This is a genomic window from Micromonospora parva (genome assembly GCF_040649675.1).
GTDB classification, from domain to species: domain Bacteria; phylum Actinomycetota; class Actinomycetes; order Mycobacteriales; family Micromonosporaceae; genus Micromonospora; species Micromonospora parva.
Map to the genome: position 1 here is coordinate 195,427 of NZ_JBEZFX010000004.1, position 26,579 is coordinate 222,005.

Here is a 26,579-nt window from a genome sequence, read left to right on the forward strand (position 1 = left end):
GTGGCGCGTCGCAGCTCGTGACGGTCACGGAAGTGCTTCGAGGGGTGTACAGCAAGCGACCGGACCGTCATGATCTGATGTGTACCGCTACCGGACGCCGAATCGGTGTCAGTTCACCTTGTCGGGGCCCATCAGGTTCGCCCGGTGAGCGAGTTGTGGTCCATGACCGGGGGAGGGGTTGGGCCGTGGAGGTTCGCCTGCCAGAGCCGGGTGACGCGCTCACGGGTGTGGAGATGTTCGCTGGGCTGGAGCCCGAGGTGCGGCAGCGCGTCATCGCCGCCGCTGTTCCACGTACCTATCGCAAGGGCCAGCTGCTCTTCGTGGAGAACGACCCCGGCGAGTCACTGATAGTGCTGCGCCGTGGCGCGGTGGCCGTGTTTCGGACCGCGCCCACCGGCGAGCGGGCCGTGCTGTCGGTTATCCGTCCGCCGGACGTGCTCGGCGAAGTCTCCCTGCTCGACGCGTCCACCCGGTCCGCCTCGGCGGAGGCCATCGAGGACTGCGCGGCGCTCGCGCTGTCGCGGGGCGCGTTCATGGAATTGGTGCACTCCAACCCCCGCATCCTGGACGCGGTGATGCGCTCACTGGGCGGGTTGATCCGCCGGCTCACCGAGCAGAACGCCGACCACGTCTTCCTCGACCTGCCCGGTCGGGTGGCGAAGACGCTGGTCCGGCTGGCCGGCGAGAGCCAGGCACCGATGATCACGATCGAGCTCAATCAGAGCCAGCTGGCCGAGATGGCCGGGGGTTCCCGGCAGAGCGTCAACCAGGCGATCGGCTCGTTCGCGAGTCGCGGCTGGCTGCGTACCGAGGGTCGTCGGATCGTGGTGACCGACGTGGCCGCGCTGCGTCGGCGCGCCGGCATGAACGACCGCTAATCGGTCGGCCGGCACCGGGCGGCTGCACGACGGGTGCGGCCGGCGGACCGAGGGCCCACCGACCGCACCCGGGCGATCAGTTCTCCGTGCTGTCGGCCGGCGGCGCGCCCGGCCCCGGACCGATCTTCTTCGGATCGGTCGGCTTACCAGCCGTGGACGTGCTCGACGAGGTGGTCGTGGTCTCCCCCGACCCGCCCGACTGACCCTCAGGCTCTTCCACCATGCCCTGCTCCTCCAGTTCGGCGAGAGTGACAGCATCGACGTCGATCGTGTCGCCCGGAGCCCACTGTGTGCCACCCGGATCGGTCCACGAGGCGGACAATCGTACTTGCACGGCACTCTCCCTGACATGAAACTTCCTGGTACGGAACACTAACCCCGGCCGATCGACGACGTTGCCCGTCCACCCGTCGGTTACCCGACTGGCGGGTCAGCCGCGATACTGGCCCCTCTCGCCCACGGAGCTGAACATCGACCTCAAGTGTGGACACTGCGCCCGCGCGGCCGGGCCGGACGACCGCTTCTGCGGCGGCTGTGGCCAGCCGCTCGGCGTCAACTGTGCGCACTGCGGGCACGCCAACAGCACCGAGGTCAACTTCTGCACCAGCTGCGGTCAGCCGCTGCGCGACCACGTCGTCGTGGTGCAGGAGGACCGGCGTCAGGTCAGCGTCCTCTTCGTCGACATAGTGGACTTCACCAGGTACGCGGAGCAGGCCGACCCGGAGCAGGCCCGCAGTCTGCAGCAGACCTACTTCGCCACGGTGCGCCGGATCGTGCACCAGTACGGCGGGGTGGTCGAGAAGTACATCGGTGACGCGGCGATGGCGCTGTTCGGCGCGCCGGTGGCCACCGACAACGACGCGTTGCGGTGTGTGCGCGCCGGCCTGGAGCTGCAGCGGAGCCTGGCCCGTCAGCCCGCCGGTCCGCAGCCGCCGCTGGGCTTCCGGGTCGGCATCGCGACAGGCGAGGCCCTGGTCGACCTCTCCGCCACCCGCGACGGTGGGCAGGCGTTCGTCACCGGAGACGTGGTCAACACGGCCTCCCGCCTGCAGGGGTTCGCCCCACCGGGCGGTGTCGTCGTCGACGAGAGCACCTGGTCGGCCACCCGGCACGAGATGGAGTACGCCGACCAGCCACCGGTCACCCTGCGCGGCCGGTCCGCGGTGAGCCGGATCTGGCTGGCCGTCCAGGTCCGACCGCACCGGGACCCGCGCGGCGCCGAGCTGACCCCGATGGTGGACCGGGAGCACGAGCGCGGCCTGCTGGTCAACGCGCTGCACCGGATGGTGACCGAGCGGACCTCCCAGTTGGTGACGGTGTTCGGCCCGGCCGGTGTGGGCAAGAGCCGGCTGCTGCGCGAGCTGGCCCGCAACGCCGGCAGCATGCCCGGCCCACCGGTCACCTGGCTCGTCGGGCAGTGCCCGCCGTTCGGCGAGAACGTCACCTGGGCCGCACTGTCGGACATCGTGAAGACCTGGGTGGGCGTGCCGGAGGTCGACGACCCGGCCGCGCTGCGCGAGCGGCTGCGGGCCCGGCTGGCGCAGCTCGCCGACCCGCACGCGACCCGGCTGGCCGAGGCGCTCGGGCCGCTGATCGGCGTACCCGGCGAGCGGCTCACCCCCGGCGAGACCGAGGCGGCCTGGCGGCGCTTCCTGCTCGCCCTGGCCGCCACCGGTCCGACCGTGCTCGCCTTCGAGGACATGCACTGGGCGGACCAGGCGATGCTCGCCTTCGTCGAGCAACTCGGCGCGACGGCGCGCGGCATACCGCTGCTGGTCGTCGCGACCGCCCGCCCGGAACTGCGGGAACGGCACCCGGCCTGGACCGGCACGATCAGTGGCGCGATGTCCATCTCGGTGCCGCCGATGCACGACACCGACATCGACACGCTCTACTCGCTGCTTCTCGGGCAGTCGACGCTGCCCTCCGCCTCGCGTACCCCGCTGATCGAGTTCGCCGACGGCAACCCGCTCTACGCCCAGGAGTACGCCCGGATGCTGCTGGATGGTGGCCTGCTCGACGGCGTCGACTCGGTCGCCCGCCCCGACCTCGACGGCGGCCCGGAGATGCCCCGCACCGTGCAGGCGGTCATCGCGAACCGGCTGGACCTGCTGGACCCGGCCGACCGGGCGGTGCTCCAGGCCGCCGCCGTGGTCGGCGTGGTGTTCTGGGCCGCGCCGGTGGCGATGGCGCTGGGGCGGCCGGTGGAGTGGGTCGAGCGCGCGCTGGACCGCCTGCAACGTCGCGACCTGGTGTACGAGCAGAGCACGTCGACGATGCCCGGTCAGCCCGAGTACCGGTTCCGGCACATCCTGGTGCGCGACGTCTGCTACCAGCGGCTACCCCGGGCCGAACGGGTGCTGCGTCACCAACGCACCGCCGACTGGATGGCGCAGCTCACCGACGGCCGCCAGTACGACCTGGCCGAGGTGCTGGCCCACCATCGCTGGGCGGCACACGAGATCGCCCGGACCGTCGGGCTGGACACCGCCCCCTACGCCCCGCCGGCTCGGGCCGCGCTGCACCGGGCGGCCCGCCGGGCGTACGAGCTGCACGCGCTGGACACCGCCGCCGCGCTGGTCAGCCGCGCGCTGGCCCTCGACGTCGGGCCGGACCCGGCGTTGGAGCTGTTCGACGCGGAGCTGGCGTTCTATCGGGACGGGGACGCCTTCCTGGTGGCGGGGGGCACGGACACCCTCAGCCGGCTGGCCGAGCGGCTCACCGCCGGCGGCGACCGGACGGGGGCGGCGCGCGCCTGGACGCTGCTGGCCACCGCCGCGTGGAGCCGGGCCGACCGTTCGGCGACGTTGCACTGCCTGGACCAGGCGATCGGCATCTACAGCGACCTGCCGGACAGTCAGGAGAAGGCGGGCGCCCTGCTGGAGCTGGCCCGGGTGCACATGCTGAACGCGGAGACCGAGCCGGCGTGCGCGGCGGCGCGGGCGGCAGCAGCCCTCGCCGAGCGGCTTGAGCTGCGCGAGGTCCAGGCCAACGCCCGGATCACCCTGGCCGTGGCGCGCTACCTGGCCGGCTCCGCCTCGGCGTTCCCGGAGCTGGCGGAGGTGACCGAGCACTGCCGGGTGGAGCGGCTGACCAGTCGACGGCGGGCGGTGCAGAACCTGGCCTGGGCGTTGCAGGAGGAGGGCGACCTGGCCGGCTCGGCCCGGTTGGTCGACGAGCAGCTCACCCTCGACCTGGGCGGCGAGCACAGCCTGGCCACCAGCTTCGCCGACCAGTGGGCGCGGTCGTACTATGCGGGTGACTGGACGGCGGCGCTGGCGATGGCCGCGGAGTCGACCCGACGACCGACCGCGGAGTGGGATCTGCACATCGTGGCGGTCTCGGGTTGGATGCGCGGGCTGGCCGGAGCCGAGCTGGACGAGACCGCTGGACCGGACGGACCGGGTGGGGACCTGGTCGAGCAGGCGCTGGTGGCGGCGCGGCGCAGCGGATTCCACCGGGTGCTGCGCTCCACCCTGGCGCACGCCGCGTTGTGCCGGGCGGTGCAGGGCCGCCGCGACGAGGCGATGGCGCTGCTCACCGAACTGGACGAGGACTGGCGGCGGACTCGGATGATTCCGTTCGCGGAGTGGGTGCCGACGGTCGGTCACGTCGCCGGAGTGCTCGGCGCGGACGCGGCCCGGCTGGTCCGGCAGCTGCTCGACCGGGCGCCCCGGATGACCCCGTGGGCGCACGCCGCCGGTCAGGTCGCCGACGCCACGCTGGCCCGGCACGCCGGGGACGCCCCGACCGCGGCGAGCCTGCTGCGGTCGGCGGCGGGGAGCTACGCCCGGATGACCGACGTGACCGACGAGGTCATCACACTGGCGCTGGCGATCGGCCCGCTGGCCGAGACCGACCCGCCCGCCGCCGCGGCGACCCGGGCCCGTCTGCACGACTTCGCCACCCGCCACCGCGCCCCCCACCTGCTCCAGCTGCCCTGACCGTCGACGGCGGTGGCTAGGCGGCCAGCGGCGCCGGGATGGGTTCCTTGAGCTTCTGGGCGTAGATGTCGACGTACTCCCGGCCGGAGAGCTCCATCAACTCGTACATGATCTCGTCGGTGACCGCGCGCTCGACGAACCGGTCGCCGGCCAGCCCGGCGTAGCGGGAGAAGTCCAGCGGCGCCCCGAACCGGATCCGCACCCGGTCGATCTTGGGGATGAGCTTGCCCGGCGGTTGGATCTCGTCGGCGTTGAGCATCGCCACCGGCACCACCACCGCGCCGCTCTCCAGGGCGAGCCGGGCCACCCCGGTCTTGCCCCGGTAGAGCCGCCCGTCCGGGGAGCGGGTGCCCTCCGGGTAGATGCCGGCCACTCCCCCGGCCCGCAGCACCTGCAACTGGGTGTCCAGGGCGGCGCGGGCGGCCCGGCCGCCGGAGCGGTCCACCGGGATCGTGCCGGTGCCGACGAAGAACATCTTGGTCAGCCAGCCCTTGATGCCCTTGCCGGTGAAGTATTCGGCCTTGGCGACGAAGGTGACCTTCCGGGCGGTGATCAGCGGTGTGAAGATCGAGTCGGAGAAGGAGAGGTGGTTGCTCGCCAGGATCACCGGGCCGGTCGCCGGCACGTTGTGCAGGCCCTCCACCTGCGGGCGGAAGATCAGCTTGAGCAGCGGACCGAGGATGACGTACTTCAGCAGCCAGTAGAGCACCGGCGTCCTTTCCCGTGGTGTGCCCGCGACAGCGCCAGCCGTCGTCGCCGCCGAGCCTACGAAGCGAGCGCTCCCACCACAACGGACGGCGCTGCGGGGCTGCGGCATCGAGCTATGCCACGATCACCGAGATCGCACTTGTCGCGCAAGAACGGACAAAGGAGCCCTGCCGCGACCTGCGGGAGGAGCCGTGACTTTGGAAGACGCGACACAACGCACTCCCGGAACCATGCCCTGACGTGTCACGATTCAGAGCACGGCGTACGGACGGGCGTCGAAGGGCAGCGGTGGCCGCGCCGGAAGGCGCGTTAAGGGGGATGTCCGGGTGTCAGCGGGTGGGGCCCGCCGGGGACGGCGGGACAACGGGCTCGACGCGAACGAGTACGCCGTCGTCGGCGACGTCGATCCGCGCGTCGGCGAGCACCTGCTCGACGTGCTGGCCGCCGGTGGGATCGCCGCCTACCTCCAGCCCTCCGCCGACCTCAACCCGGTCACCCGCACCACCACCGTGCCGGCCCGACCGGTCGACCGGCTCTACGTCGACCGGTCGCACCTGACCACCGCACGGGACTACCTGACCCAACTCGCCGACGAGACCGCCGTGGAGCAGCCGCCGGCCCGCGACGAACCGGACATCGACGCCGAGTGGGCGCGGATCGTGGAGGGCTTCCACACCACCTCCGCACCCGGTGACCACCCGTGGCCCGCCTCCGAGGACGTGGACGAACGGGACACCCGGGACGAGTCGACCCCCGGGTCGTTGACCCGCTCCAGCACCGACGAGCCCGGTCCGACCGCCACCGACGTTCGCCGGCTACCGTCCGCCACCGACATCTCCGGGATCTCCGTGGGGCGCGGCACCCGACCGGACGAACCCTCGCTGCTGGACGGGCTGGACACCTTCGGTGCCGACCTGCCCGACGACGATGACGACGAGGGCTACCACCCGCCGCCACCGCCCCCACTGCCACGGGTCAGCAAGTACGCGGTGATCGGCGTGCTCGGGGTGGTCGTCGGTTTCGTGCTGTTCCTCTTCCCGTGGCTGCTCCCGATCGACCGCTCGGCGGTCACGCTGTTCGGGTTCACCGGCATCCTGGCCGGTTTCGTCACGTTGGTCTGGCGGCTGCGCCCCGGCGACGAGGACGACGACGACCCGGACAACGGCGCCGTCGTCTGACGTCGGCCCGCATCCCGGGACAGCAGCGCCCCGCCGGTGGCGTAACAGTGGTGTAACTTACTGTCAGTAGGAATACCGCTGTACGTCACTTCCCCCGCTGACTGACCGGTTTTCCCTTGCTCGCGGCGGTCAGTCCTCTGCTGATCGGAATGCCCGAGATGCGACAGAGTTCTCTCGTGGTGGTCGCCAACCGCCTCCCCATCGATGACAATCAGGCGCCCGACGGCGCCTGCGAGTGGCGGCGCAGCCCCGGCGGGCTGGTCAGCGCACTGCACCCGCTCCTGCGGCACACCCCGGCGACCTGGGTCGGCTGGGCCGGTGGCACCGGGCCGGCCCCCGCACTGCCCGACGTCGACGGCGTGCGGATGCACACCGTCGCGCTCAGCCCGGAAGACCTGCGCGACCACTACGAGGGGTTCGCCAACGCCACCCTCTGGCCGCTCTACCACGACTCGGTCGAGCAGCCGCAGCACCACCGTCGGTGGTGGGAGGCGTACCAGCGGGTCAACCAGCGCTTCGCCGAGGCGACAGCGGAGGTGGCCGAGCCGGGCGCGGTGATCTGGGTGCAGGATTACCACCTGCAACTGGTCCCCGGTCAGTTGCGCGCGCTCCGCCCCGACCTGCGCATCGGGTTCTTCCTGCACGTGCCGTTCCCGCCGCCGGAGCTTTTCATGCAACTGCCCCGTCGGGCCGAACTGCTGCGCGGCATGCTCGGCGCCGACCTGGTCGGCTTCCAGCGCGTGCAGGCGGCGCACAACTTCGCCCAACTGGTGACCCGGGTGCTGGAACTGCCCGCCACCGACCGGCGGATCGGCATCGACGACCGGGTCGTCCGCATCGGCGCGTTCCCGGTCTCCATCGACACCGCCGAGATGGCCGCGCTGGCCGACCGGCCGGACGTGGCCGCGCGGGCCCACCGGCTCCGACAGGACCTCGGCGATCCCCGGCAGGTCATCCTCAGCGTCGACCGGATGGACTACACCAAGGGCATCGAGCAGCGTCTCAAGGCGTACAGCGAGTTGCTCGCCAGCGGCGACGTCAAGGTCCGCGACACGGTGCTCGTGCAGGTCGCCATGCCGAGCCGGGAACGCGTCGGCCAGTACCAGATCCTGCGCGAACGCATCGAGCGCGAGGTCGGCCGGATCAACGGCGAGTTCGGCCGGGTCGGCGAGCCGGCGATCCACTACCTCACCCAGCCCTTCGACCGCGCCGAGCTCGCCGCGCTCTACCGGGTCGCCGACGTGATGGCGGTGACCCCGCTGCGCGACGGAATGAACCTGGTCGCCAAGGAGTACGTGGCCGCACGGGTCGACGACACCGGCGCCCTGCTGCTCAGCGAGTTCGCCGGCACCGCCGCCGAGCTGTCCCAGGCGTACCTCGTCAACCCGCACGACCTGGAAGGGCTCAAGCAGGGCCTGCGGGCGGCACTGCGGGCCAGCCCGGCCGACACCACGCAGCGGATGCGCGCCATGCGCGCCCACCTGCACCAGCACGACATCCGGGCCTGGGCCCGCTCCTACCTGCGCGCCCTCGACGAGGGCGGTGCCCTGATCAGCCGCCTGACCAGCACCGAAACCGGCTCCGAGGGCACCGCGCGGGTGCCCCGGCCGGTCGCCCCGACCGGCAGCCCGGCCGTCCACCAGGGCGGCACCTGAGCACTGTCGGCCCGGCTGCTCAGTGCGCCGCGGGCTCCTTCTCCAACCAGTCCAGGATCGCGTCGATCGGCTCCGCCCACCGCACGTCCACCATCAGGTCGTGGCCCATCCCGGGAAAGAGCAACGGGGCCGACCCGTACCGGCGGGCCACCCGGGTCAACGTCGACGCCGGCACCACCCGGTCGTCCGGGCTGCCCAGCACCAGCACCGGGGGCGCGCCCACGGCCGGCTCCGCCTCCGGCGCGCCCAGCAGCGCCCACTGCGCCCGCCGACCCGCCCGACCGAGGCGTCCGACGTAGCGCCGGGCCTCCTCGTCGGGCAACTCACTACTGAACAACTGCCGCCGGTTGAGCCGCAACGGCCCGCCGAACACCGCCGGCAGCGTCCCCGCGGGGTTGCGGCGCAACGCCGCGCCCAGCAGACCCCAGCCGCCGAAGACCGGCGCCACCAGCACCGCGCCCCGCGCCGGGTAGCGGGCCAACGCGTGCGCCACCACCAGGGCCCCGGCGCCGTGCCCCACCAGCACCGCCTGCCGCGGCAGGCTCGCCGCCACCTGGACCACATCGTGGGCGTACGCCCGCAGCGTCGCCTCCGGCGCCGGCTCGCTGCCACCGTGCCCCCGCAGGCTCACCGCGTACGCCGGGAACCCCCGCGACGCGGCGTGACCCAACCAGTGCTCGGCGAACGCCCACGCGCCGTGCCCGAACCCGGGCACGAAGAGCAGCGGCGGACGCCCCTCCTCCAGCTCGGGGATCGCGCTGAGCACCTCCCGCCGGGCCGGCCGGACCGGGCGCGACCACTCCCGGCCGCGCATGATCCGCAGCTCGCTCACTGGTCTGCCTTTCGTTCGCGACGATGCGGCTGGGCGCTCACTTGCCCTCCAGCTCGGTCAGGGCGCGTTGGACGGCGCGCAGGTAGTCGGCGTGCCCGACCTCGAACCAGTGCCGGCTGCTCTCCTTGACCGGCCCGGAGTACCGCTCCCCGGCCCGCTCCCGCACCCGGGACGCGAACGCCGCGGCGCGTTCCGGCCGGTCCCGACGGGCCCGCAGCAGCCGGGCGAAGAGCACCGTCTGCCAGTGCGACAGGGTGAACAGCCCGGAGTCCGGTTGCAGCAGCCCGGCGACCGCCAGGGTGGGATGCCCCGGGGTGAACGCGTTGAGCCACAACGTGGGCCGACCCGCGCCCGCGCTGTCACCGAACACCGACGCGTCGAGGAACTCGAAGCGCGGGAGGTAACCGGTGGCGAAGACGACCACCTCGGGGTCGATCTCGCGGCCGTCGGCCAGCTCCACCGCGTACGGGTGGAACCGGGCGACGTCCGGCACCGGACCGATCCCGCCGTGGCCCACGTAGTAGACGAGCTGGCTGTTCGCGATCGGGTGCGTCTCGTACACCCGGTGGTCGGGCTTGGGCAGCCCGAAGCGGGTCAGGTCACCGACGGTCAGCCGCAGCGTCCAGTGGTAGAGCCACTGCCGTACCCGCAGCGGCACCCGCAGCGCCAACAGGGTGTCGTTGACCTGGTCGGCGGGGCGACCGAGGACGTACTTCGGCGCGTACCAGTAGCCGCGCCGGGTGGAGTGCCAGCAGCGCGACGCCTGCTGGGCGGCCTCGACGGCGATGTCGCAGCCGGTGTTGCCGGCGCCGACCACCAGCACCCGCTTGCCGCGCAGCTGCGCCGGGTCCTTGTAGGACGAGGCGTGCATGACCTCGCCACGGAACTGTTCCAGGCCCTCGTAGCGGGGCAGCTTCGGCGACCAGTTGTGCCCGTTGGCGATCACCACGGCGGCGTACCGGGCGGTGCGCTCCGGGCCGTACCCGCCGGTGGAGCGGGTGGTCACGTCCCACCGATCCCCCTCGACGGGCTGGACCCGGATCACCTCGGTGCCGAACCAGATGTGCGAGCGCAGGTCGAAGTGGTCGGCGTACCGCTCGAAGTACGACAGCACCTGACCGTGGTGCGGATAGTCCGGCCAGGAGTCCGGCATCGGGAAGTCGGGGAACTGGGTGAACGGCTTCGACGAGATCAGGTGGGTGCTGGCGTACACCGGGCTCCGGTCGTGCCGCCAGTTCCAGGCGCCGCCGACGCCCGTCTCCCGTTCGTAGCAGTCCACACCGAACCCGTGCTCGCGCAGGTTCTTGATGGCGGTCAGCCCGCTGGCCCCGGCCCCGATGACGCAGACCGTGTCGCCCCGGTCGGAGACCGGGCGGCCGTCGCTGTTCGCCGCGGGCGAGGTCGCCTCCGGGTCGGGCCGGCCGTGGTCGGTGGAGGTGGACACCGGGGACATCTCCTTTTGGTACGGCAGGCGTGCCGGTCGCCGCGAAATCCTCTCCACAACGGGGCCGGATGTCCAGTCCTGGAGCGGACGCGTCGACGCGCGGGCCGGGGTCGGAGGTCAGCCGGTGGTGGGCAGGAGCAGGTCGACCAGGACCGGGAAGTGGTCGCTGGCCCGCCGGGTCTGCGGGGTGTCCACCACGTCGTAGTCGACAACGGTGATCCGTGGGTCGACGAAGAGCGCGTCGATGCGCCGGCGCGGGTCGGCGCACGAGTAGGTGAGCCGTTCGGCCCGGTCGGCCGCCACCGCGGCGTCGGTCAACCCGCGCGACACGGTGGCCCAGGCGGGCCCGTCCGGACCCTCGTTGAGGTCCGCGCCGGCCAGCACCGGGCTGGTCGCCGCGTCCAGGCCACGCTTGAACTCGGCGGCCTGGGAGGGCCGCTCGGCCGGGTCGGTGGACAGATGCGAGCCGGCGACGGTGAACTCAGCGTCGCCGACCCTGCAGTCGGCGTACGCGGCGCCGCGCAGGTGCCGGCCGGGGGTCAGCGGGAAGCGCTGGCAGCGGGTGCCGCGCACCTGCACCCGCAGGCTGGTCAGCAGCAGGTTGCCCAGGGCGGGCAGCCCACCGGCGGCCACCACCAGACCGAACGACTCGGCCAACGTGGCGGACTTCTGCCGCCACCGGAACCGGCGCGGCCCCTCCTGCACGATCACCACGTCCGGCTTCGCGGCCCGGACCACCGCCGCCAGCGCGGCGGTGTCGTCGCGCTGGCTGTGGATGTTGTACGACACCACGCGCAGCGGCACACCCATCCCGACCCGCCTCAGATCCGGCGGGCCAGGTCAGCCGCGCCGATCACCCCGGCGCTGTTGCCCAGCTCCGCCGGGAGCACCTCGGCCACCGGCAGCCGACCGCGCTGGGCGAGCGCGTCGAGGTACGAGCGGCGGGTGGGCCCGAGCAGCAGGTCGCCGGCGTCGATCACGCCGCCGCCGACGACAAGGGTCTGCGGGTCGAGGATCTGCGCCATGTCGGCGAGGCTGGTGCCCAGCCACCGGCCGATCTGGGCGAACGCCTCGGCGGAGACCGGGTCGCCGCCCTGGGCGGCGGTGGTCACCATCGGGCCGGTGATCGCCTCGGCCTCGCCGCCGGCCAGCTCCAGCAGGGCGGTGGCCCGGTTGGGCTCCTGCCGGGCGCCGGCCCGGGCGAACCGGACCAGGGCGCTGCCGCTGGCGTACTGCTCGATGCAGCCCAGCCGGCCGCAACCACACTGGTGCCCGTCCGGTACGGCCAGCATGTGGCCCAGCTCCGCGGCGATGCCGTGCGCGCCGCGCATCAGATCGCCGCCGAGGACGATGCCGCCGCCCACACCGGTGCCGATGGTGAACATGATCATCGAGTCGTCGGCGTCGCGGGCCGCGCCGTAGCGGAACTCGGCCCACGCGGCGACGTTCCCGTCGTTCTCCACGATCACGGGCAGACCGACGGCCTCGCTGACGTACTCGCGCAGCGGTTCGTCACGCCAGGCCAGGTTGGGGGCGAAGAGCACCGTCGAACGGCCGGCGTCGATCCAACCGGCCGCGCCGATGCCGACGGCCTCGATGCTCCGCCCGGTGGCCAGCTCGGCGACCAGCTCGATGATGACGTCGCGGGTCTTGGCGACGTCATCGGCGGGAGTGTCCCGTCGGGTCTGCACGAGCACCTGGCCGGTGTCGTCCACGACACCGCCGGCCACCTTCGTGCCACCGACGTCGACTCCGATGGTCAGCGTCACCGCTGCCGCCCCCCTCTGCTGTGCTGTCCGGCCCAGGTTCCGGCCCAGTGCCGGTCCGGGTCGGAAATGTCCCGCGCTCAGGCGCCGTCGCCCGATGCTTCCGCGTCGGCGTCATCGGGCACCCGCGAGGCGGGCACCACGGGACGGGTGGTCGGTGCCGGTACGGTCGCCGACCCGGCCTCGTCGACGGGTGGTACGGCGGCCGGGGCGAGTGGGTCCGCCGTCCGGGTGGCGACCGACCAGACATCCCGCTCCGGCGCCGGCTGAGAATCATGCCCGGTACGGGTGGCATCGCGCCACACGTGGTCGTCGCCGGTCGCCGGGGACGGGGTGCTCGGGGCTGGCTCGGCGGGCACGTCGTCGGTGGTCGCGGCGGGTGCCGGCGACGGCGCGGCCGTCGGTTCGGCGGAGCTCGGTTCGGACGGTTCCGCCGGGGAGAACGCGCGGAGCAGGCTGGCCACGCCCGCGGCGAGGTCACCGGCGCCGGTGGCGAGGCGTTCGGCGAATTCCGGACTCGGGTCCCGCAACGCGGCGATGCCCCGACAGACCGGGCAGACGCAGCATTCGGCCGAACCGGTGGCGAAAGCACCACCGGTGCCCGAGCGCCCGTCGGGCCCCGCACTGTGACCGAGGACACCGGACACCATCGCACCCAGCGAGCCGAACGCGCCGCCCGCCGAGCCGGCGGAGGCCAGTCGCGCCCCCGCCAGCAGGGTGGCGACCAGCCGCTCCGCCTCTTCCCGGGCCGAACCCGGATCCGTTCCGCCCACCGTCGGCTCCTCTACCGTGCCACCGGACACGTCACTGCGCCGCACCGGTTGCTTCTACCCGGCGCTTGAGCTGCTTCAACGCGGTGTCCATGATCATCTTTTCGGCTTTGCGCCGAAACATCCCGAGCATTCCGACCGACAGCTCGACCTCCAGCGTGTAGGTCACAGTGGTGCTGCCGTCCGGGTTACCCACCAGGTCGTACGAACCGTGCTGGGCCTTCTGCATCTTCGAGGGGGCGACCAGGTGCCACTCGATCCGGGACAGATCCTCGGCGTACTCGTAGGCGAGCACGTATTCGTCGGCCATCACCCCGGCGTCGATGGTGAAATGCACCTGACTGGCGTACCCGTCCTCGTACTCCTCGACGACCTCGGCGCGACGCACCGCGTCGGTCCACTCCGGGTAGCGCGCGAAGTCGCAAATGACCGCCGTCACCCGATCCGGTGCGGCGCCGATGATGATCGACTGGGTGGAGGAGTCCGCCATGTGGGGAGGCTACCCGCCTCCTGCCTGTGCCACCCCGACCGCCCGCCGGGTAGGTTTCGACACAACCGACGCCCCGGGCGACGACCAGCCCGACCAGTGCGAGCACGAAGGAGTGCAGGTGCGCGAGTTTTCCGTCCCGCCGATCGTCACCGTTGGCGACGCGGCCAACCTCACCGATCCGGTCTGGGACAACGCCGAAGTCGCGCCCGACACCGTCCAGTTCGCCCGCCCGGTCCCGAGCGCCGAAGGCACGGTCACCGCCTGGACCGAGGTGACCTGCCTCCAGTTCCGTGACGAGGTCGCCGCCGTGGCCCGCGGGCTGATCGCCGCCGGCATCGAGCCAGGTGTCCGGGTCGGGCTGATGAGCCGCACCCGCTACGAGTGGACCCTGCTGGACTACGCCATCTGGGCCGTCGGCGCGGTGACCGTGCCGATCTACGAGACGTCCAGCGCCGAGCAGGCCGCGTGGATCCTCGAGGACTCCAACGCGGTCGCCGTCGTGGTCGAGACCGAGGCGCACGCCGCCCTGGTCGCCGGGGTCCGGCACCGGCTGCCCGAGCTGGGCCAGGTCTGGCAGATCGATACCGGCGGGGTCGACGAGCTGGTCACCACCGGTGCCGCCGTCGAGCTGGCCGAGGTGGAGCGGCGGCGCAAGGCCGTGCGCGCCGACGACCTGGCGACGATCATCTACACCAGCGGCACCACCGGCCGCCCCAAGGGCTGCGTGCTCAGCCACCGCAACATGTACGCCGACATCGCCAACGCGGTGCCGGTGCTGCCGAACCTGTTCAACACCGGCGCGAGCACCCTGCTCTTCCTTCCGCTGGCGCACGCGTTCGCCCGCCTCATCCAGATCGGCGTCGTGCAGGCGCGGGCCACCATGGCGCACTGCGCCGACACCAAGAACCTGGTCGCCGAGCTGCAGGCGTTCCGGCCGACCTTCGTGCTCTCCGTACCCCGGGTGTTCGAGAAGGTCTACAACGCCGCCAAGCAGAAGGCCGAGGCGGACGGCAAGGGCGGCATCTTCGCCCGCGCCGAGCAGGTCGCCATCGCGTACAGCGAGGCGCTGGAGACCCCGGGCGGACCGGGCCTGGCGCTGCGCGCCCAGCACGTGGTCTTCGACCGGCTGGTCTACCGCAAGCTGCGCGCCGCGCTCGGCGGACGGTGCCGGGACGCGATCTCCGGCGGCGCGCCACTCGGCGCCCGGCTCGGTCACTTCTTCCGCGGCATCGGCGTGACGGTCCTGGAGGGCTACGGCCTCACCGAGACCTCGCCCGCCGCTGCCGCGAACCTGCCCACCGGCACCCGGATCGGCACCGTCGGCCGCCCCCTGCCCGGCGTGACAGTGCGGATCGAGGACGACGGCGAGATCCTGATCTCCGGCGAGTTGATCTTCCAGGGCTACTGGCGCAACGAGACGGCGACCGCCGAGACGATCAGTGCCGACGGCTGGTTCCGCACCGGCGACCTCGGCCAGCTCGACTCCGACGGCTACCTGAGCATCACCGGCCGCAAGAAGGAGCTGATCGTCACCGCCGGCGGCAAGAACGTCGCCCCGGCGGTGCTGGAGGACCTGGTCCGGGCACACCCGTTGATCAGCCAGTGTGTCGTGGTCGGCGACGGGAAGCCGTTCATCGCGGCGCTCGTCACCATCGACGAGGAGGCGCTGCCGGCCTGGCTGGAGAGCACCGGCCTGCCCCGCGAAACCCCCGTCGAACAGCTGCGCGAGCACGAGGGGCTCCGCAAGGAGATCCAGACCGCGATCGACGTCGCCAACCAGGCCGTGTCGAAGGCCGAAGCGATCAAGGTGTTCCGGGTCCTGCCCCAGGACTTCACCGAGACGACCGGCGAGCTGACCCCGTCGCTCAAGGTCAAGCGCCAGGTTGTCCACAAGACGTACGCGGCGGAGATCGCCGATATCTACCGAGGCTGACTACCATCCGTCACGTGCCCGCATCCACAGTCACCGCACCGCACCCGCATCCCCTCGCCGCGGCCGCCCGCCTGGTGATGCTGGCGCTGATCGCCGTCCTGACCCTGTTCGCCACCCGCGACGTCGCCCAGCTGTGGTGGATCGTGTTGCTGGCGGTGGCCGGGCTGCCGTCGCTGCTGGCACCGCAGCACCGGCTGGTCGGCCCGGTGAGCCGGGTGGCCGAGGTGGTGGTGCTGGGGCTGGCCGCGAGCCACGTCGCCGCGGTGGCGTCCATCGGCGGCACTGTCGACGGTCTGGGCGCGTCGGCGGTGCTGCCCTACCTGGCCGTCCCGGTGACCGTCACCGCGCTGCGCCGCCGCTTCCCCGAGGGCGCCGCCCTGCTCGTGGTCACCGCCGTCACCCTGCTGGTCAGCGGCGCGCTGACCCGGGTCGACGGCGGGTCCCAGCTCGGCCAGCCGGGTTACCTCGCGGTCTGCGCGCAGTGGCTGATCCTGGCGGTGCTGGGGCTCTACGCCGCCGGCACGCTGCACCGGGTGATGGCGGTCCGCGGCGAGGGCAAACCCCAGCCGTACGCCGAGGCGACCCGGCTGCTGACCCAGCTGCGGACGGTGGCCCGGCAACTGCCCGGGGCGACCCTGGACCCGGGCGGCATCTCGGAGCACCTGCTGGAGGAGCTGCGGACGGTGGCCCGCGCGGACCGGGGCGCGGTGCTGTCGGCCAGCGGCGGCGGTCGGCTCGTGGTCCTCGCCCAGGCCGGCGTCGACCGGGTGGACTGGGAGACGACGCTGGACGCCGACTCGGCGATCGCCGACGCCTGGGCCACCCAGCAGGCCACCACCGCCGCCCGGTCCCAGTCCCGCTCGCACCGTGGCGGCGACGTGTCCGCGCTGATCATTCCGCTGGTCGCCGGGGTGCGCACGGTGGGGCTGGTGGTGCTGGAGGCCGACGCCGCGCAGGCGTACCCGCCGCCGGTGGTGTCCCGGGTGACCGCGCTGACCCGCCCGGCCGCGCTGCGGCTGGAGGCGGCGCTGCTCTTCGACGAGGTGCGCTCGCTGGCCACCAACGAGGAGCGGCAGCGGCTGGCCCGGGAGATCCACGACGGGGTGGCGCAGGAGCTGGTGATGGTCGGCTACGGCATCGACAACGCCCTGGCCACCGTCTTCGACGACGCCGACGAGACCGCCGAGGCCCTGCGGACGCTGCGCGGCGAGGTGACCCGGGTGATCCAGGAACTGCGGCTGAGCCTCTTCGAGCTGCGCAGCGAGGTGGACCGGCAGGGCGGGTTGGCCGCGGCGATCGCGGAGTACGCGCGCACCGTCGGCGCGTCCGGCGGGCTGCGGGTGCACCTCTCGCTGGACGAGTCCACCGCCCGGCTCCCGGCCGCCACGGAGGCCGAGTTGCTGCGCATCGCGCAGGAGGCGGTGACCAACGCGCGCAAGCATGCCGGGGCGTCGAATTTGTGGGTCACCTGTGAGGTCGACCCCCCGTACGCGCAAATAGAAGTGTCGGATGACGGTCAGGGGATGGCTGACCAGCGCCCGGACGGGCGGTACGGTCTTGCGATCATGGCCGAGAGGGCGGAACGTATCCGGGGCCGGTTGGAGATCAGGCCGCGGCAACCCAGCGGCACGACCGTGGCGGTGGTTCTCGGCACCTCGGCCCGGCGCGATAACGTGCGCGGCAGCGCAGCACCAGAAGGGGAGTAACCCGAGGATGACCACAAGTCCGATACCGGCCACCCGTACCAAGGTCCTCCTTGTCGACGATCATGACCTGATTCGCAAGGGTTTGCGGCACGCCTTCGAGCGCGACCGCCAGTTCGAGGTCGTCGGTGAGGCGGCCACGGCGGCAGAAGGAGTACGTCAGGCCGGCGCGTTGCAGCCGGACGTGGTGATCATGGATCTGCGGCTGCCCGACGGCAGTGGCCTGGAGGCCACCCGCGCGCTGCGCAAGTCCAGCGCGTCGATGGGCATCGTGGTGCTGACCATGTACGCCGGCGACGATCAGCTCTTCGGCGCCCTGGAGGCCGGCGCGAGCGCCTTCGTGCCGAAGACCGCCCCGGCCGACGAGGTGGTGGCCGCCGCCCGGCACGCCGCCTCCTCCCCCAGCGCGTTCACCGCGGCCGACCTGGCCGAGGCGATGAAGCGGCGGCTCGCACCGTCCGGCCCGCAGTTGTCTCCCCGGGAGGGGCAGGTGCTGCGGCTGCTCGCCGACGGGATGAGCGTGGCGGGCATCGCCAAGCAGCTGTTCGTCAGCGAGTCCACGGCGAAGACGCACATCTCGAAGCTCTACGAGAAGCTCGGCGCGGCCAACCGCGCTCAGGCCCTCATGACCGCACTCCGGCTCGGTCTGCTCGAGGCACCGGACGCGCCCAAGTTCTGACCTGCCGCCCGCTCGTCGAGCGGGACGTCGCGACCGACGGTCCGCGCCAGCTTCTCAGCCGGCGCGGGCCGTCGCGCATCGACCGACGTCGGCGGGCAACCTCCGGCGCGCTATGGTCTGGCGTGCGTGGCGGGTGCACAATACCCGCGCGGGCGACGACGCCCGCGTCGCGGATTCGAGGGGTGAAACGCATGCAGCGGCCGGACTGGGCACCCGACACCATCGACATCGAGCGCCCGAGCGTCGCGCGGATGTACGACTACTACCTCGGTGGCTCGCACAACTTCGCCGCTGACCGGGCCGCAGCGCAGGCGATGGTCGCCGCGGTGCCGGAGGCGCCGCTGATGGCCCAGGCCAACCGGGCGTTCCTGCGCCGGGCCGTGCACCATCTCGCCGAGGCCGGGATCCGGCAGTTCCTGGACATCGGCTCGGGCATCCCGACCGTCGGCAACGTGCACGAGATCGCCCAGCAACTCGACCCGCGGTCGCGAGTGGTCTATGTGGACGTCGACCCGGTGGCGGTGGCGCACAGCCGTGAGATCCTCGCCGGCAACGAGCGGGCCACCGTGGTGCAGGAGGACCTGCGCCACCCGGAGGCGATCCTGGCCCACCCGGACGTCCGCAAGCTGCTCGACCTGAGCCAACCGGTGGCCGTGATGGTCGTGGCCGTCCTGCACTTCGTCTCCGACGACGACCGACCGGCCGACCTGCTGCGGACGCTGCGCGACGCGTTGGCGCCCGGCAGCTACCTGGTGTTGTCGCAGGCCAGCGACGACGGGCGCAGCGAGGACGAACGCGCCGAGGCGGAACGGGTCTACCGGCGCACCGACAGCCCGCTGTGGGTGCGCAGCCGCGCCGAGCTGACCGCGCTCTTCGACGGTTTCGAGCTGCTCGACCCCGGCGTGGTCTGGGTGCCCCAGTGGCGACCGGACACCCCGGAGAGCGCGGAGGACGCCGAGCGCGCGGTCTTCATGGGCGGCGTCGGGCGCCTCGGTGGCTGAGTCGCCGGGGACGACGCCCGGTCCGGGCACGTTCGCCCGGGCCTGGGCGAAGGCGGTCTCCGGCACCAGCTACCTCCCGATGACCCAGGCCCAGTTGGAGTCCCTGCTGGACCGGCTCACCGGGGAACTGGCCGGCGCGTTGCTGACCGAGCCGTTCGACCTGCGGGCCGGGCACCGGGTCGGTGCCGAGTTGGTGGCCGCGCACATCGCGTCCGCCGAAGGGCTGGGCCGTACCGTCGAGGTCATCCAGCTCCGCCTGGTGCGCGACCTGGGGTTGGTGGCCGAGGACGTCGAGGACCGGATGGCCCGGCTGCTGGCGGCCGTGGCGACCGGCTACGCCCGCGCGCTGCGCGACCGGACGCTCGACGAGCAGGAGTCGATCCGCCGCGCCGCGATGCGGGCCCGCACCCAGGCCGAGCGTGCGCTGCGGGCCAGCGAGGCCCGGTTCCGCCATCAGGCCACCCACGACCCGCTCACCGGCCTGCCCAACCGGACACTGTTCACCGAACGGCTCGCCGCCGCGATCAACGAGCCGGGCCGGGGCGCGCAGCGGGTCGGGGTGTGCTTCCTGGACCTGGACCGTTTCAAGGTCGTCAACGACACCCTGGGGCACCAGATCGGTGACCTGCTGCTGGCCACGGTGGCGGAGCGGCTGAGCAAGGCCATCGGTGAGCACCTGGTGGCCCGGCTCGGCGGCGACGAGTTCGTGATCCTGGTGGAGCGCACCGCCGGCACCGACGACATGGTCGCGGTGGCCGAGGCCGCGCTCGCCGCGGTGCGCACACCGGCGCTGGTGGACGGGCACGAGCTGCAGATCTCGGCGAGCATCGGCATCGTCGAGCGCCAGGTTGCCGGAGCCAACCCCACGGACCTCATGCGCGCCGCCGACAGCACCCTGCACTGGGCGAAGTCCGCCGGTGGGGCGCGCTGGGCCCTCTACGACGCCGAGCGCAACCAACGGGAACTGGCCCGGTACGCGCTCTCCGCGGCCATCCCGGCGGCCCTGGAGCGGGGCGAGTTCTACCTCGACTACCAACCGTTGACCTCACTGCGCGATGGCAGCCTCGTCGGCGTGGAGGCGCTGGTCCGCTGGCGACACCCCGAGCTGGGGGTGCTGCGCCCGGACAGCTTCATCGGGTTGGCCGAGGAGACCGGCCTGATCGTCCAGTTGGGCGGGTGGGTGCTGGCCGAGGCGTGCCGCGAGGCCGAGGCGTGGTCGGCCGGGGGTGCCGCCGCGCCGTTCGTCAGCGTCAACCTGGCAGTACGGCAGGTGCACCGGCCGGGGTTGGTGCAGGAGGTCCGCACCCTCCTGCGGCAGACCGGCCTGCCCCCGGAACGGCTCCAGCTGGAAATCACCGAAAGCACCATGATGAGCACCGCCAAGGAGCCGGTACGCGCCCTGCGGGTCCTTGCCGACCTCGGGGTACGCATCGCCATCGACGACTTCGGCACCGGCTACAGCAACCTGGCGTACCTGCGGGACCTGCCGGTCACCGAACTGAAAGTGGCCGGCGAGTTCGTGGCCGGCCTACGGTCGTCCTCCGTCGGCCGCACCGACGAGCGGATCCTCGCCTCGCTGGTCTCGCTGGCGCACGCGCTGGACCTGACCGTCACCGCCGAAGGGGTGGAGACCGCCGGGCAGGCCGAGCGGTTGCGCGCGATCGGCTGCGACGCCGCCCAGGGCTGGCACTTCGGCCGCCCGGCCCCCGCCGATCGCATCCTGGCCCGCATCCGCTGACCTTCGGGCCCGCCCACGCCCCAACCGTTCCCGCCCACTCCCCCAACCGCGGCTCACCCCGACGTCACGACACCCGCAGTGGAGCGGCCGTGGGGTCGAGCGGACAGCGCGGGGCCGGACTCCGTTGAGGCTGATGTCGGTGAGTCATCTCGATGACTCACCGACATCACGCTGATCCCGGAAAGGCATCGGCAGGTCACCGAGACACGCCTGCTTGAGCCGACCCACCGGCGAGGTAGACACTGTCTACGCGGCATGGTAGACAGTGTCTATGGACGCCGACGAGACCGGGCTGCGCGCGCGGCTGGTAGCCGTCGGGGTGGACCTGGTGCTCAGCGAGGGCCAGTCGGCGGTGTCGCTGCGGGAGATCGCCCGCCGTGCCGGGGTCTCGCACGGCGCACCGCGCCGCTATTTCCCCACCCACGTCGACCTGCTCTCCGCCATCGCCCGGGAGGGCTTCGCCGACCTCACCGCCCGGGTCGAGCAGACGATGCGCGACGTCGGGCCGGATCCGCGTACCCGATTGACCGCCCTGGCCCGGACGTACCTGGACTTCGCGGCGGCCCACCGCGGCATGTTCGAGCTGATGTTCCGGCACGACCTGCTGGACAGCGGCCGGCTGCGGCTGCGTGAGACGAGCCTGCCGCTGTTCGCCGTGCTGGCCGACCTGGTGGCGCAGGTGCGCCGGCCCACCGACGCCCCTGCGGCGGTGCTCGCCGGCGCACTCTGGGCCAACCTGCACGGCATCGCCCAGCTCTGGGCCTGGGGCAGCCTGCCGCTGGCCACCGGCGCCACCGACGACGACGCCCTGCTGCGCGCCGCGCTCGACGCCCATCTCGGCCCGCCCCCCACCTAGCCGAACCCGGAGAACTCGTGCCCCTGCTGTACGACCTCACCAAGCTGACCGTCGGCACCACGCTGCGGCTGGGCTGGCGGCCCCGGGTGGAAGGGCTGGAGCATCTGCCCCGGCACGGCGGCGCGATCCTCGCCGGCAACCACCTGTCCGTCGCCGACGAGTTGTTCCTCGTCACCTCGACACCCCGCCACGTCACCTTCTGGGCGAAGGTCGAGTACTTCAACGGCCGGGGGCCGGGCGGCTGGCTCAACCGGCGGATCGTCGCCGGCATGGGCGCCATCCCGGTCGACCGCACCGACGGCCGAGCCGCCCTGCGCGCCCTGGACGCCGCCGTCCCGGTGCTGCGCGCCGGCGGCCTGGTAGCCGTCTACCCGGAGGGCACCCGCTCACCGGACGGGCGGCTCTACCGGGGCCGCGTCGGAATGACCCGACTGGCCCGTGACGCCGAGGTGCCGATCATCCCGGTCGGCGTGACCGGCACCGCCGAGGTGCTGCCCGTCGACGCCCGGCTGCCCCGCCGACACCCGGTCACCCTGCGGTTCGGCCCACCGATCCCGGTCGCCGGACGGATCAACAGCCCACGCGACATCCGGACGGTCACCGACGAGGTGATGGCGGCGATCCAGCAACTCACCGGCCAGGAGTACGTGCCGCGCTACGCGCCCGCCCGGGAGCGGTGAACGCGGGCAGCGGTCAGCCGGCGAGCAACGCCGCCATGCGGTCCGCCTGCGCCTCCCAGCGCCACTCCCGTTCCACCCAGGCCCGGCCCGCCGCGCCCAGTTGGCGAGCCAGGTCCCGGTCGGCGAGCAACGCGGCGACCCGGTCGGCGAGCTGGCCGACGTCCCGGCCGCGTACGACGTAGCCGGTCTCCCCCTCACGGACCGCGTCCGGTGCGCCTCCGGAGTCACCGGCGACCACCGGCAGGCCGGTGGCGGACGCCTCCAGGTAGACGATGCCCAGCCCTTCGACGTCGAGGCCACGGTTGCGGGTGCGGCACGGCATCGCGTAGACGTCACCGGCCGCGTAGTGCGCCGGCAGCTCGACCGACGGCACCGTGCCGGTGAACACCACATCCCGTTCCACACCGGTCTGGCGGGCCAGCTTCTCCAGGGTCGCCCGGTACGGCCCGCCACCGACGATCAGCAGCGCCGCGTCGGGCACCCGGCGGCGGATCTCCGGTAGGGCCCGGATCAGCGTGTCCTGACCCTTGCGCGGCACCAGCCGGGACACGCAGACGACCACTGGCCGGTCGGTCAACCCGAGCCGCGCCCGAACCTGTTCACCGTCCACGGTCGGGTGGTACATGTCCACGTCGACCCCGGGCGCGAGGCGACGCAGGTCGGTCACCCCGTCCAGCACCCGGGCCAACCGACTGCGGGTGTACTCGCCGAGATAGGTGGTCACGTCCACACCCCGGCCGATACGCCGCAGCGCCGGCCGGGCGGCCGGCACCGCCGCCCAACCGACCTCGTGGCCGTGGGTCTGCGCCACCACCCGCTGGATGCCGGCCCGTCGCCGCAGACCGGCCGCGAGCAGCCCCAGCGGGGCCGCCGCGCCGAACCACACCGTGTCGCAGTCGTACGCGCGCGCCAACCGGGCCGCCCGGCGGGCGACCAACGGGGTGGGCAGCAGGACCCGGGTGCGTTCCCGGATCACCTCGAACGGCTGGTCGGCGTCGAACTTCGCGGCTCCGCGCCAGCTCGACGCGTAGACGACCACCGAGCCGGCCGGTTGCCGGACCGCGAGGTTGTGCACAAAGGACTGGATCCCACCCGGGCGGGGCGGGAAGTCGTTGGTGATCAGCAGGGTGCGACTCATCGGCCAGCCTCCCGGGCGTGCGCGCGGGCGGCGGCCATCCGCTCCACGGTGGACGGATGCGAGGCCGAGTAGAGGTATTCCCAGCGGGGCGGGTCGGGATCGCCGAGGTTGACCGAGCCGAGCCGGCGCTGCATCGACTCGAAGGACTCCGGGTCGTTGGTGAGCGCGAGCGCGTGTGCGTCGGCCCGCGCCTCCACCCGACGGGACATCAGCGCCTGCACCGGGGCGGCGACCAGCCCGGCCACTGTGACCAGGGCGACCAGCAGCGGAAACGCGGCAGGTTGGGCCACCGAGTCGACGCCGGCCAGCCGCAGCAGTGGACCCCACGAGCCGAGCAGGTAGAGCGCCACCACCGCCGCCGCCGCACCCAACGCCCCGGTCAGCGTGCCGACCGCCACGTCGGAATCCTTCGCGTGCCCCAACTCGTGCGCCACGACGGCGGTCACCTCGGCCGGGGTCGCCTCACGCAGCAACGTGTCGTACACGACCACCCGGCGGGTCGGCCCGAGACCCGAGACGTACGCGTTGACCGCCCGGGTGCGGCGGGAGGCGTCGGCGACCAGCACGTCTCGCACTGGCACCCCGTCGCGGGCGGCCATGCTCATCAGCTCGGTGCGCAACGGGCCCTGCTCCATCGGGGTGAACCGGTTGAACACCGGCTCCACCAGCACCGGCAGCACGAACGACAGCAGCACCACCAGCACGGCGGCGCCGGCCGCGCCGAACGCCCACCACCAGCGCGGCGCGAGCCGGATGACAGCGTAGAAGCCGAACAACGCCACCGCGCCGATCACCGCGCTGACCGCGTACGACTTGAGCAGGTCGACAGCCCAGCCGCTCCAGCCGTTGGTGCTCAACCCGTAGCGGGTGAGAACGCTCTGCCGCCAGGCGGCGAACGGAAGTGTCACGAGGTCGGCGACGAGCATCACCGCCAGCCCGCCGAGCACGGCCTGCGCGGCCCAGTGCCCGCCGAACGGCCGGCCCACCAGCTCGACCAGGCGACTGCCCAGCGGGGTCAACCCGAGCGCGAGGGCGATCAGCAGCCCGACGGCGAGCGCGGCGTAGCCGCCGGGGCGCAGCGCGGCCCGGAACTCCCGCCCCTTGGCCACCTGCTCGGCCGGCAGGTCACCCAGCGCGGCGAGCTGGTCGGCGCGGGGCGCCGGTGGACGGTGCCACGGGATGAGCAGCGCGGCCAGCACGACCAGCGCGACGGTCAGCCCGGCCAGGGCCAGCAGCGCCCACCCGCGCGGGGTCACCGCGTCACCGCCCGGCGGGTCGGATCGCCGCCACCGAACGCGGCGCCGCCGACGAGCCCGCCGTCGTCCCGCCGTACCTCGCTCATCGCGCCGCTCCTCCCGCCGTGACCGCTCATCCTATGGCCCGGGATAAGCCCGCTTCCGGGCGCGGTGTGGCGCTCAGGCGACCCGGCGGGTGGCCCGGCGGCGAGCCGCCGGCGGGCGCACGGGCGCGGCCAGCACTTCCACCTCGAAGCCGGCCCGGGCGAGCACCTCGATGGCCTCGACCTCGGCGGCGACCAACCCGGCCGCCGGGGACGTCTCGTCGAACAGGGCGGTCAGCGGGCAGCCGGAACAGCCGTCGGCCCGCTTCGCGCACCCGTCGCAGTCGATGAGCATCACGCCTCCTGATCGGCTCGCGGCACCCGGGCGACTCTCGTCGTCGCCGGCCGAGCACCGTCGGTGACATCGACACTAAACACCGGGTACGACAGGAACCCCGTCCGACCGCCCGTTTCAGGGCTAGATCCACTCCACATCAGCGATATCGGGGTATCCCACCCTTTCGGAACGCCCGACATCACGGAACTCTGCCGGTCGAGCGAGCGGCATCGTTTGGTCGCTCGGTCAGTCGGGCACTGAGCGACGGTGGCCGACCTCGATGCTTCGTCCGTCGTGGACTTCCGGTACTCCCCCCGTCGACATCGCCTCGCCAAGGTCCTCGTTCTGCTGGGTGCCGCGGCCCTCCTCGCCTTCTACACAGTGGTGTTCGACGAGGTGTGGTGGAAGGTGCTGCTGCGGTTCGGGATGATCGGCGCCATCGTCGCGCTGACCACCAACTGGCAGCTGCGCCGTCAGCCTCGGCTGCCGCTGCGGCTGACCGAGGAGACGCTGCACCTGACCGGGCCGAACGGAACCAGTCTCAGCATCGACTGGGTCAACATGGCCAGCGCCCAGGTCCGAGGCCGCATGGACCCCCGGCTGGTGGTCACGCCACTCGACCCGGAGCAGACACGGCCCCCCATGCGGGCCGGGCAGTGGTCGACCCCCGGGCGCGGCCCCTATGAGTTGGTCGTCCGGCTCGCCTGGATGACGCCGGGCACCGACGCACTGCGTCGTGAGCTGGCCCGACGACTACCGACCAGCTGACCCCGAGCGTCCGCCCGGTCGTCGGGGTTGGGTTTCAGCCCTGCGCGTCGAGGTCACGCAGTGCGTAGCGGAGGTGCTGCCACTCCTCTTGAAAGATCACGTGCAGGCAGTGCCGGACGGACACGACGTGCTCGGGCCACCAGGCGCTCGGCCGAGACTCGGCGAGCACCTCCGGCGTGACGGTCGCCAGAAACTCGCGCACCATGGCCTGCCGCTCGGCCCGCACCTGGAGGACCGCGTCGAATGTCGGCTGCTCGGTAGCGAAGACCGACATGTCGAAGCCGTCGGTCTCATACTCGGCGTGCCACTGACCCAGCGGGTGGAACGGCTGCGGCAGGCGCAGGACTGCCTTTCCCAACCAGGCGTCGGCGGCGAACGCGAGATGGCGCAGCGTCTGCGCGAACGACCACTCTCCGTCGATCGAGACGTCGACAGCACCCTCGGGCATGGACACGGCCCGGTCGACAGCCGCCGCCCAGGCCCGTTCGAGCGCGGCCCACCCCGCCCGAAGGTCGTCCGGGTTCTCGGCCCGCCGGAGGTCGCGCCCGGGAAAGCGCCGGTTCAGCTCGGCCTCGACCAACGGCACGACATCGACGCCGTTGATCAGCAATGTGCCCTCGGCCAGCCACGGCGCGTCGATGTCCAGACCATCGACGTCGACGCCGCGCATCACCGCACCGGCCAGCGTCGACCTGTTGAACCGGGCACCCCGCAGATCCTGGTCGACGAAGACCGTGACGTCGTCCCGTGCCATGGTGACTCCCTCCGCCGACGACAGCGGCGACGTTAGCCCTCGGGTACG

General features: G+C 72.7%; 24 protein-coding genes. 12 read left to right on the forward strand and 12 right to left on the reverse strand.

The window, feature by feature from the left end:
• Positions 1 to 185 precede the first annotated feature (185 nt).
• A complete protein-coding gene (locus AB0C03_RS12135; RefSeq protein WP_030337710.1) occupies positions 186 to 878 on the forward strand; it encodes a Crp/Fnr family transcriptional regulator in 693 nt (230 codons plus the stop codon).
• A gap of 76 nt (positions 879 to 954) precedes the next feature.
• Here AB0C03_RS12135 and AB0C03_RS12140 read toward each other — a convergent pair whose 3' ends face one another.
• Entirely contained in the window at positions 955 to 1,212 is a 258-nt protein-coding gene (locus tag AB0C03_RS12140; RefSeq protein WP_081884176.1) for a hypothetical protein, read from the reverse strand.
• Between the two features lie 61 nt (positions 1,213 to 1,273).
• On the opposite strand from AB0C03_RS12140, the gene AB0C03_RS12145 reads away from it, so the two are divergent.
• On the forward strand, positions 1,274 to 4,822 hold the full coding sequence (locus AB0C03_RS12145; protein ID WP_357636458.1) for an AAA family ATPase: 3,549 nt from the start codon (positions 1,274 to 1,276) through the stop codon (positions 4,820 to 4,822).
• Between the two features lie 16 nt (positions 4,823 to 4,838).
• Here AB0C03_RS12145 and AB0C03_RS12150 read toward each other — a convergent pair whose 3' ends face one another.
• On the reverse strand, positions 4,839 to 5,531 hold the full coding sequence (locus tag AB0C03_RS12150) for a lysophospholipid acyltransferase family protein (RefSeq protein WP_030337712.1): 693 nt from the start codon (positions 5,529 to 5,531) through the stop codon (positions 4,839 to 4,841).
• A 325-nt stretch (positions 5,532 to 5,856) separates the two neighbouring features.
• Here AB0C03_RS12150 and AB0C03_RS12155 point away from each other — a divergent pair, with 325 nt between their 5' ends.
• Positions 5,857 to 6,708: a hypothetical protein gene (locus AB0C03_RS12155; RefSeq protein WP_030337713.1), complete on the forward strand. Its 852-nt coding sequence runs from the start codon at positions 5,857 to 5,859 to the stop codon at positions 6,706 to 6,708.
• A 158-nt stretch (positions 6,709 to 6,866) separates the two neighbouring features.
• Complete coding sequence (locus tag AB0C03_RS12160) at positions 6,867 to 8,363, forward strand: alpha,alpha-trehalose-phosphate synthase (UDP-forming) (protein WP_245233772.1); 1,497 nt, start codon at positions 6,867 to 6,869, stop codon at positions 8,361 to 8,363.
• Between the two features lie 19 nt (positions 8,364 to 8,382).
• Here AB0C03_RS12160 and AB0C03_RS12165 read toward each other — a convergent pair whose 3' ends face one another.
• From AB0C03_RS12165 to AB0C03_RS12190, 6 genes are all read right to left on the reverse strand, one after another.
• Entirely contained in the window at positions 8,383 to 9,177 is a 795-nt protein-coding gene (locus tag AB0C03_RS12165; RefSeq protein WP_030337715.1) for an alpha/beta hydrolase, read from the reverse strand.
• Between the two features lie 55 nt (positions 9,178 to 9,232).
• Positions 9,233 to 10,639: a flavin-containing monooxygenase gene (locus AB0C03_RS12170; RefSeq protein ID WP_030337716.1), complete on the reverse strand. Its 1,407-nt coding sequence runs from the start codon at positions 10,637 to 10,639 to the stop codon at positions 9,233 to 9,235.
• A gap of 117 nt (positions 10,640 to 10,756) precedes the next feature.
• The gene (locus AB0C03_RS12175) at positions 10,757 to 11,449 is read right to left on the reverse strand and encodes an endonuclease/exonuclease/phosphatase family protein (RefSeq protein ID WP_030337717.1); all 693 of its coding nucleotides are present in this window, start codon (positions 11,447 to 11,449) and stop codon (positions 10,757 to 10,759) included.
• A gap of 11 nt (positions 11,450 to 11,460) precedes the next feature.
• Positions 11,461 to 12,408: an ROK family glucokinase gene (locus tag AB0C03_RS12180; RefSeq protein WP_030337718.1), complete on the reverse strand. Its 948-nt coding sequence runs from the start codon at positions 12,406 to 12,408 to the stop codon at positions 11,461 to 11,463.
• A gap of 77 nt (positions 12,409 to 12,485) precedes the next feature.
• Positions 12,486 to 13,178 (reverse strand): hypothetical protein, encoded by a 693-nt coding sequence (locus AB0C03_RS12185; RefSeq protein ID WP_357636463.1) that lies wholly within the window; start codon positions 13,176 to 13,178, stop codon positions 12,486 to 12,488.
• Between the two features lie 31 nt (positions 13,179 to 13,209).
• A complete protein-coding gene (locus AB0C03_RS12190; protein ID WP_030337720.1) occupies positions 13,210 to 13,665 on the reverse strand; it encodes an SRPBCC family protein in 456 nt (151 codons plus the stop codon).
• Positions 13,666 to 13,783: 118 nt separating this feature from the next.
• Between AB0C03_RS12190 and AB0C03_RS12195 the strand changes: the two genes are divergently transcribed.
• From AB0C03_RS12195 to AB0C03_RS12225, 7 genes are all read left to right on the forward strand, one after another.
• Positions 13,784 to 15,598: an AMP-dependent synthetase/ligase gene (locus AB0C03_RS12195; protein WP_357636466.1), complete on the forward strand. Its 1,815-nt coding sequence runs from the start codon at positions 13,784 to 13,786 to the stop codon at positions 15,596 to 15,598.
• A 14-nt stretch (positions 15,599 to 15,612) separates the two neighbouring features.
• Positions 15,613 to 17,304, forward strand: coding sequence for a sensor histidine kinase (locus AB0C03_RS12200; RefSeq protein ID WP_030337722.1), 1,692 nt, complete (start codon positions 15,613 to 15,615; stop codon positions 17,302 to 17,304).
• Positions 17,305 to 17,311: 7 nt separating this feature from the next.
• Complete coding sequence (locus tag AB0C03_RS12205; RefSeq protein ID WP_030337723.1) at positions 17,312 to 17,980, forward strand: response regulator transcription factor; 669 nt, start codon at positions 17,312 to 17,314, stop codon at positions 17,978 to 17,980.
• A 191-nt stretch (positions 17,981 to 18,171) separates the two neighbouring features.
• Complete coding sequence (locus tag AB0C03_RS12210) at positions 18,172 to 18,981, forward strand: SAM-dependent methyltransferase (RefSeq protein WP_030337724.1); 810 nt, start codon at positions 18,172 to 18,174, stop codon at positions 18,979 to 18,981.
• Between the two features lie 79 nt (positions 18,982 to 19,060).
• On the forward strand, positions 19,061 to 20,719 hold the full coding sequence (locus tag AB0C03_RS12215; RefSeq protein WP_245233773.1) for a putative bifunctional diguanylate cyclase/phosphodiesterase: 1,659 nt from the start codon (positions 19,061 to 19,063) through the stop codon (positions 20,717 to 20,719).
• 271 nt (positions 20,720 to 20,990) lie between these two features.
• Positions 20,991 to 21,575, forward strand: coding sequence for a TetR/AcrR family transcriptional regulator (locus AB0C03_RS12220; protein ID WP_030337726.1), 585 nt, complete (start codon positions 20,991 to 20,993; stop codon positions 21,573 to 21,575).
• Between the two features lie 17 nt (positions 21,576 to 21,592).
• Positions 21,593 to 22,255 (forward strand): lysophospholipid acyltransferase family protein, encoded by a 663-nt coding sequence (locus AB0C03_RS12225; protein WP_030337727.1) that lies wholly within the window; start codon positions 21,593 to 21,595, stop codon positions 22,253 to 22,255.
• A gap of 13 nt (positions 22,256 to 22,268) precedes the next feature.
• Here AB0C03_RS12225 and AB0C03_RS12230 read toward each other — a convergent pair whose 3' ends face one another.
• The 3 genes from AB0C03_RS12230 to AB0C03_RS12240 form a co-directional block, all read right to left on the reverse strand.
• Complete coding sequence (locus tag AB0C03_RS12230) at positions 22,269 to 23,393, reverse strand: glycosyltransferase family 4 protein (protein WP_030337728.1); 1,125 nt, start codon at positions 23,391 to 23,393, stop codon at positions 22,269 to 22,271.
• A complete protein-coding gene (locus tag AB0C03_RS12235; RefSeq protein ID WP_357636473.1) occupies positions 23,390 to 24,649 on the reverse strand; it encodes a M48 family metallopeptidase in 1,260 nt (419 codons plus the stop codon). The genes AB0C03_RS12230 and AB0C03_RS12235 overlap by 4 nt, the downstream gene beginning before the upstream one ends.
• 159 nt (positions 24,650 to 24,808) lie before the next feature.
• Positions 24,809 to 25,027, reverse strand: a complete 219-nt coding sequence (locus AB0C03_RS12240) for a hypothetical protein (protein ID WP_210866822.1) — start codon at positions 25,025 to 25,027, stop codon at positions 24,809 to 24,811.
• A gap of 249 nt (positions 25,028 to 25,276) precedes the next feature.
• On the opposite strand from AB0C03_RS12240, the gene AB0C03_RS12245 reads away from it, so the two are divergent.
• Entirely contained in the window at positions 25,277 to 25,777 is a 501-nt protein-coding gene (locus tag AB0C03_RS12245) for a hypothetical protein (RefSeq protein WP_210866823.1), read from the forward strand.
• Positions 25,778 to 25,811: 34 nt separating this feature from the next.
• Here AB0C03_RS12245 and AB0C03_RS12250 read toward each other — a convergent pair whose 3' ends face one another.
• On the reverse strand, positions 25,812 to 26,531 hold the full coding sequence (locus AB0C03_RS12250; protein WP_030337732.1) for a DinB family protein: 720 nt from the start codon (positions 26,529 to 26,531) through the stop codon (positions 25,812 to 25,814).
• Between the last annotated feature and the right edge of the window lie 48 nt (positions 26,532 to 26,579).

What these genes read in the sequence shown, in the direction of transcription:
- AB0C03_RS12175 (WP_030337717.1), bottom strand. Translation starts at nt 11,449, where the DNA reads ATGGGTGTGCCGCTGCGCGTGGTGTCGTACAACATCCACAGCCAGCGC.
- AB0C03_RS12240 (WP_210866822.1), bottom strand. Translation starts at nt 25,027, where the DNA reads ATGCTCATCGACTGCGACGGGTGCGCGAAGCGGGCCGACGGCTGTTCC.
- AB0C03_RS12205 (WP_030337723.1), top strand. Translation starts at nt 17,312, where the DNA reads ATGACCACAAGTCCGATACCGGCCACCCGTACCAAGGTCCTCCTTGTC.
- AB0C03_RS12210 (WP_030337724.1), top strand. Translation starts at nt 18,172, where the DNA reads ATGCAGCGGCCGGACTGGGCACCCGACACCATCGACATCGAGCGCCCG.
- AB0C03_RS12250 (WP_030337732.1), bottom strand. Translation starts at nt 26,531, where the DNA reads ATGGCACGGGACGACGTCACGGTCTTCGTCGACCAGGATCTGCGGGGT.
- AB0C03_RS12230 (WP_030337728.1), bottom strand. Translation starts at nt 23,393, where the DNA reads ATGAGTCGCACCCTGCTGATCACCAACGACTTCCCGCCCCGCCCGGGT.
- AB0C03_RS12220 (WP_030337726.1), top strand. Translation starts at nt 20,991, where the DNA reads ATGGACGCCGACGAGACCGGGCTGCGCGCGCGGCTGGTAGCCGTCGGG.
- AB0C03_RS12190 (WP_030337720.1), bottom strand. Translation starts at nt 13,665, where the DNA reads ATGGCGGACTCCTCCACCCAGTCGATCATCATCGGCGCCGCACCGGAT.
- AB0C03_RS12165 (WP_030337715.1), bottom strand. Translation starts at nt 9,177, where the DNA reads ATGCGCGGCCGGGAGTGGTCGCGCCCGGTCCGGCCGGCCCGGCGGGAG.
- AB0C03_RS12160 (WP_245233772.1), top strand. Translation starts at nt 6,867, where the DNA reads ATGCGACAGAGTTCTCTCGTGGTGGTCGCCAACCGCCTCCCCATCGAT.
- AB0C03_RS12215 (WP_245233773.1), top strand. Translation starts at nt 19,061, where the DNA reads ATGACCCAGGCCCAGTTGGAGTCCCTGCTGGACCGGCTCACCGGGGAA.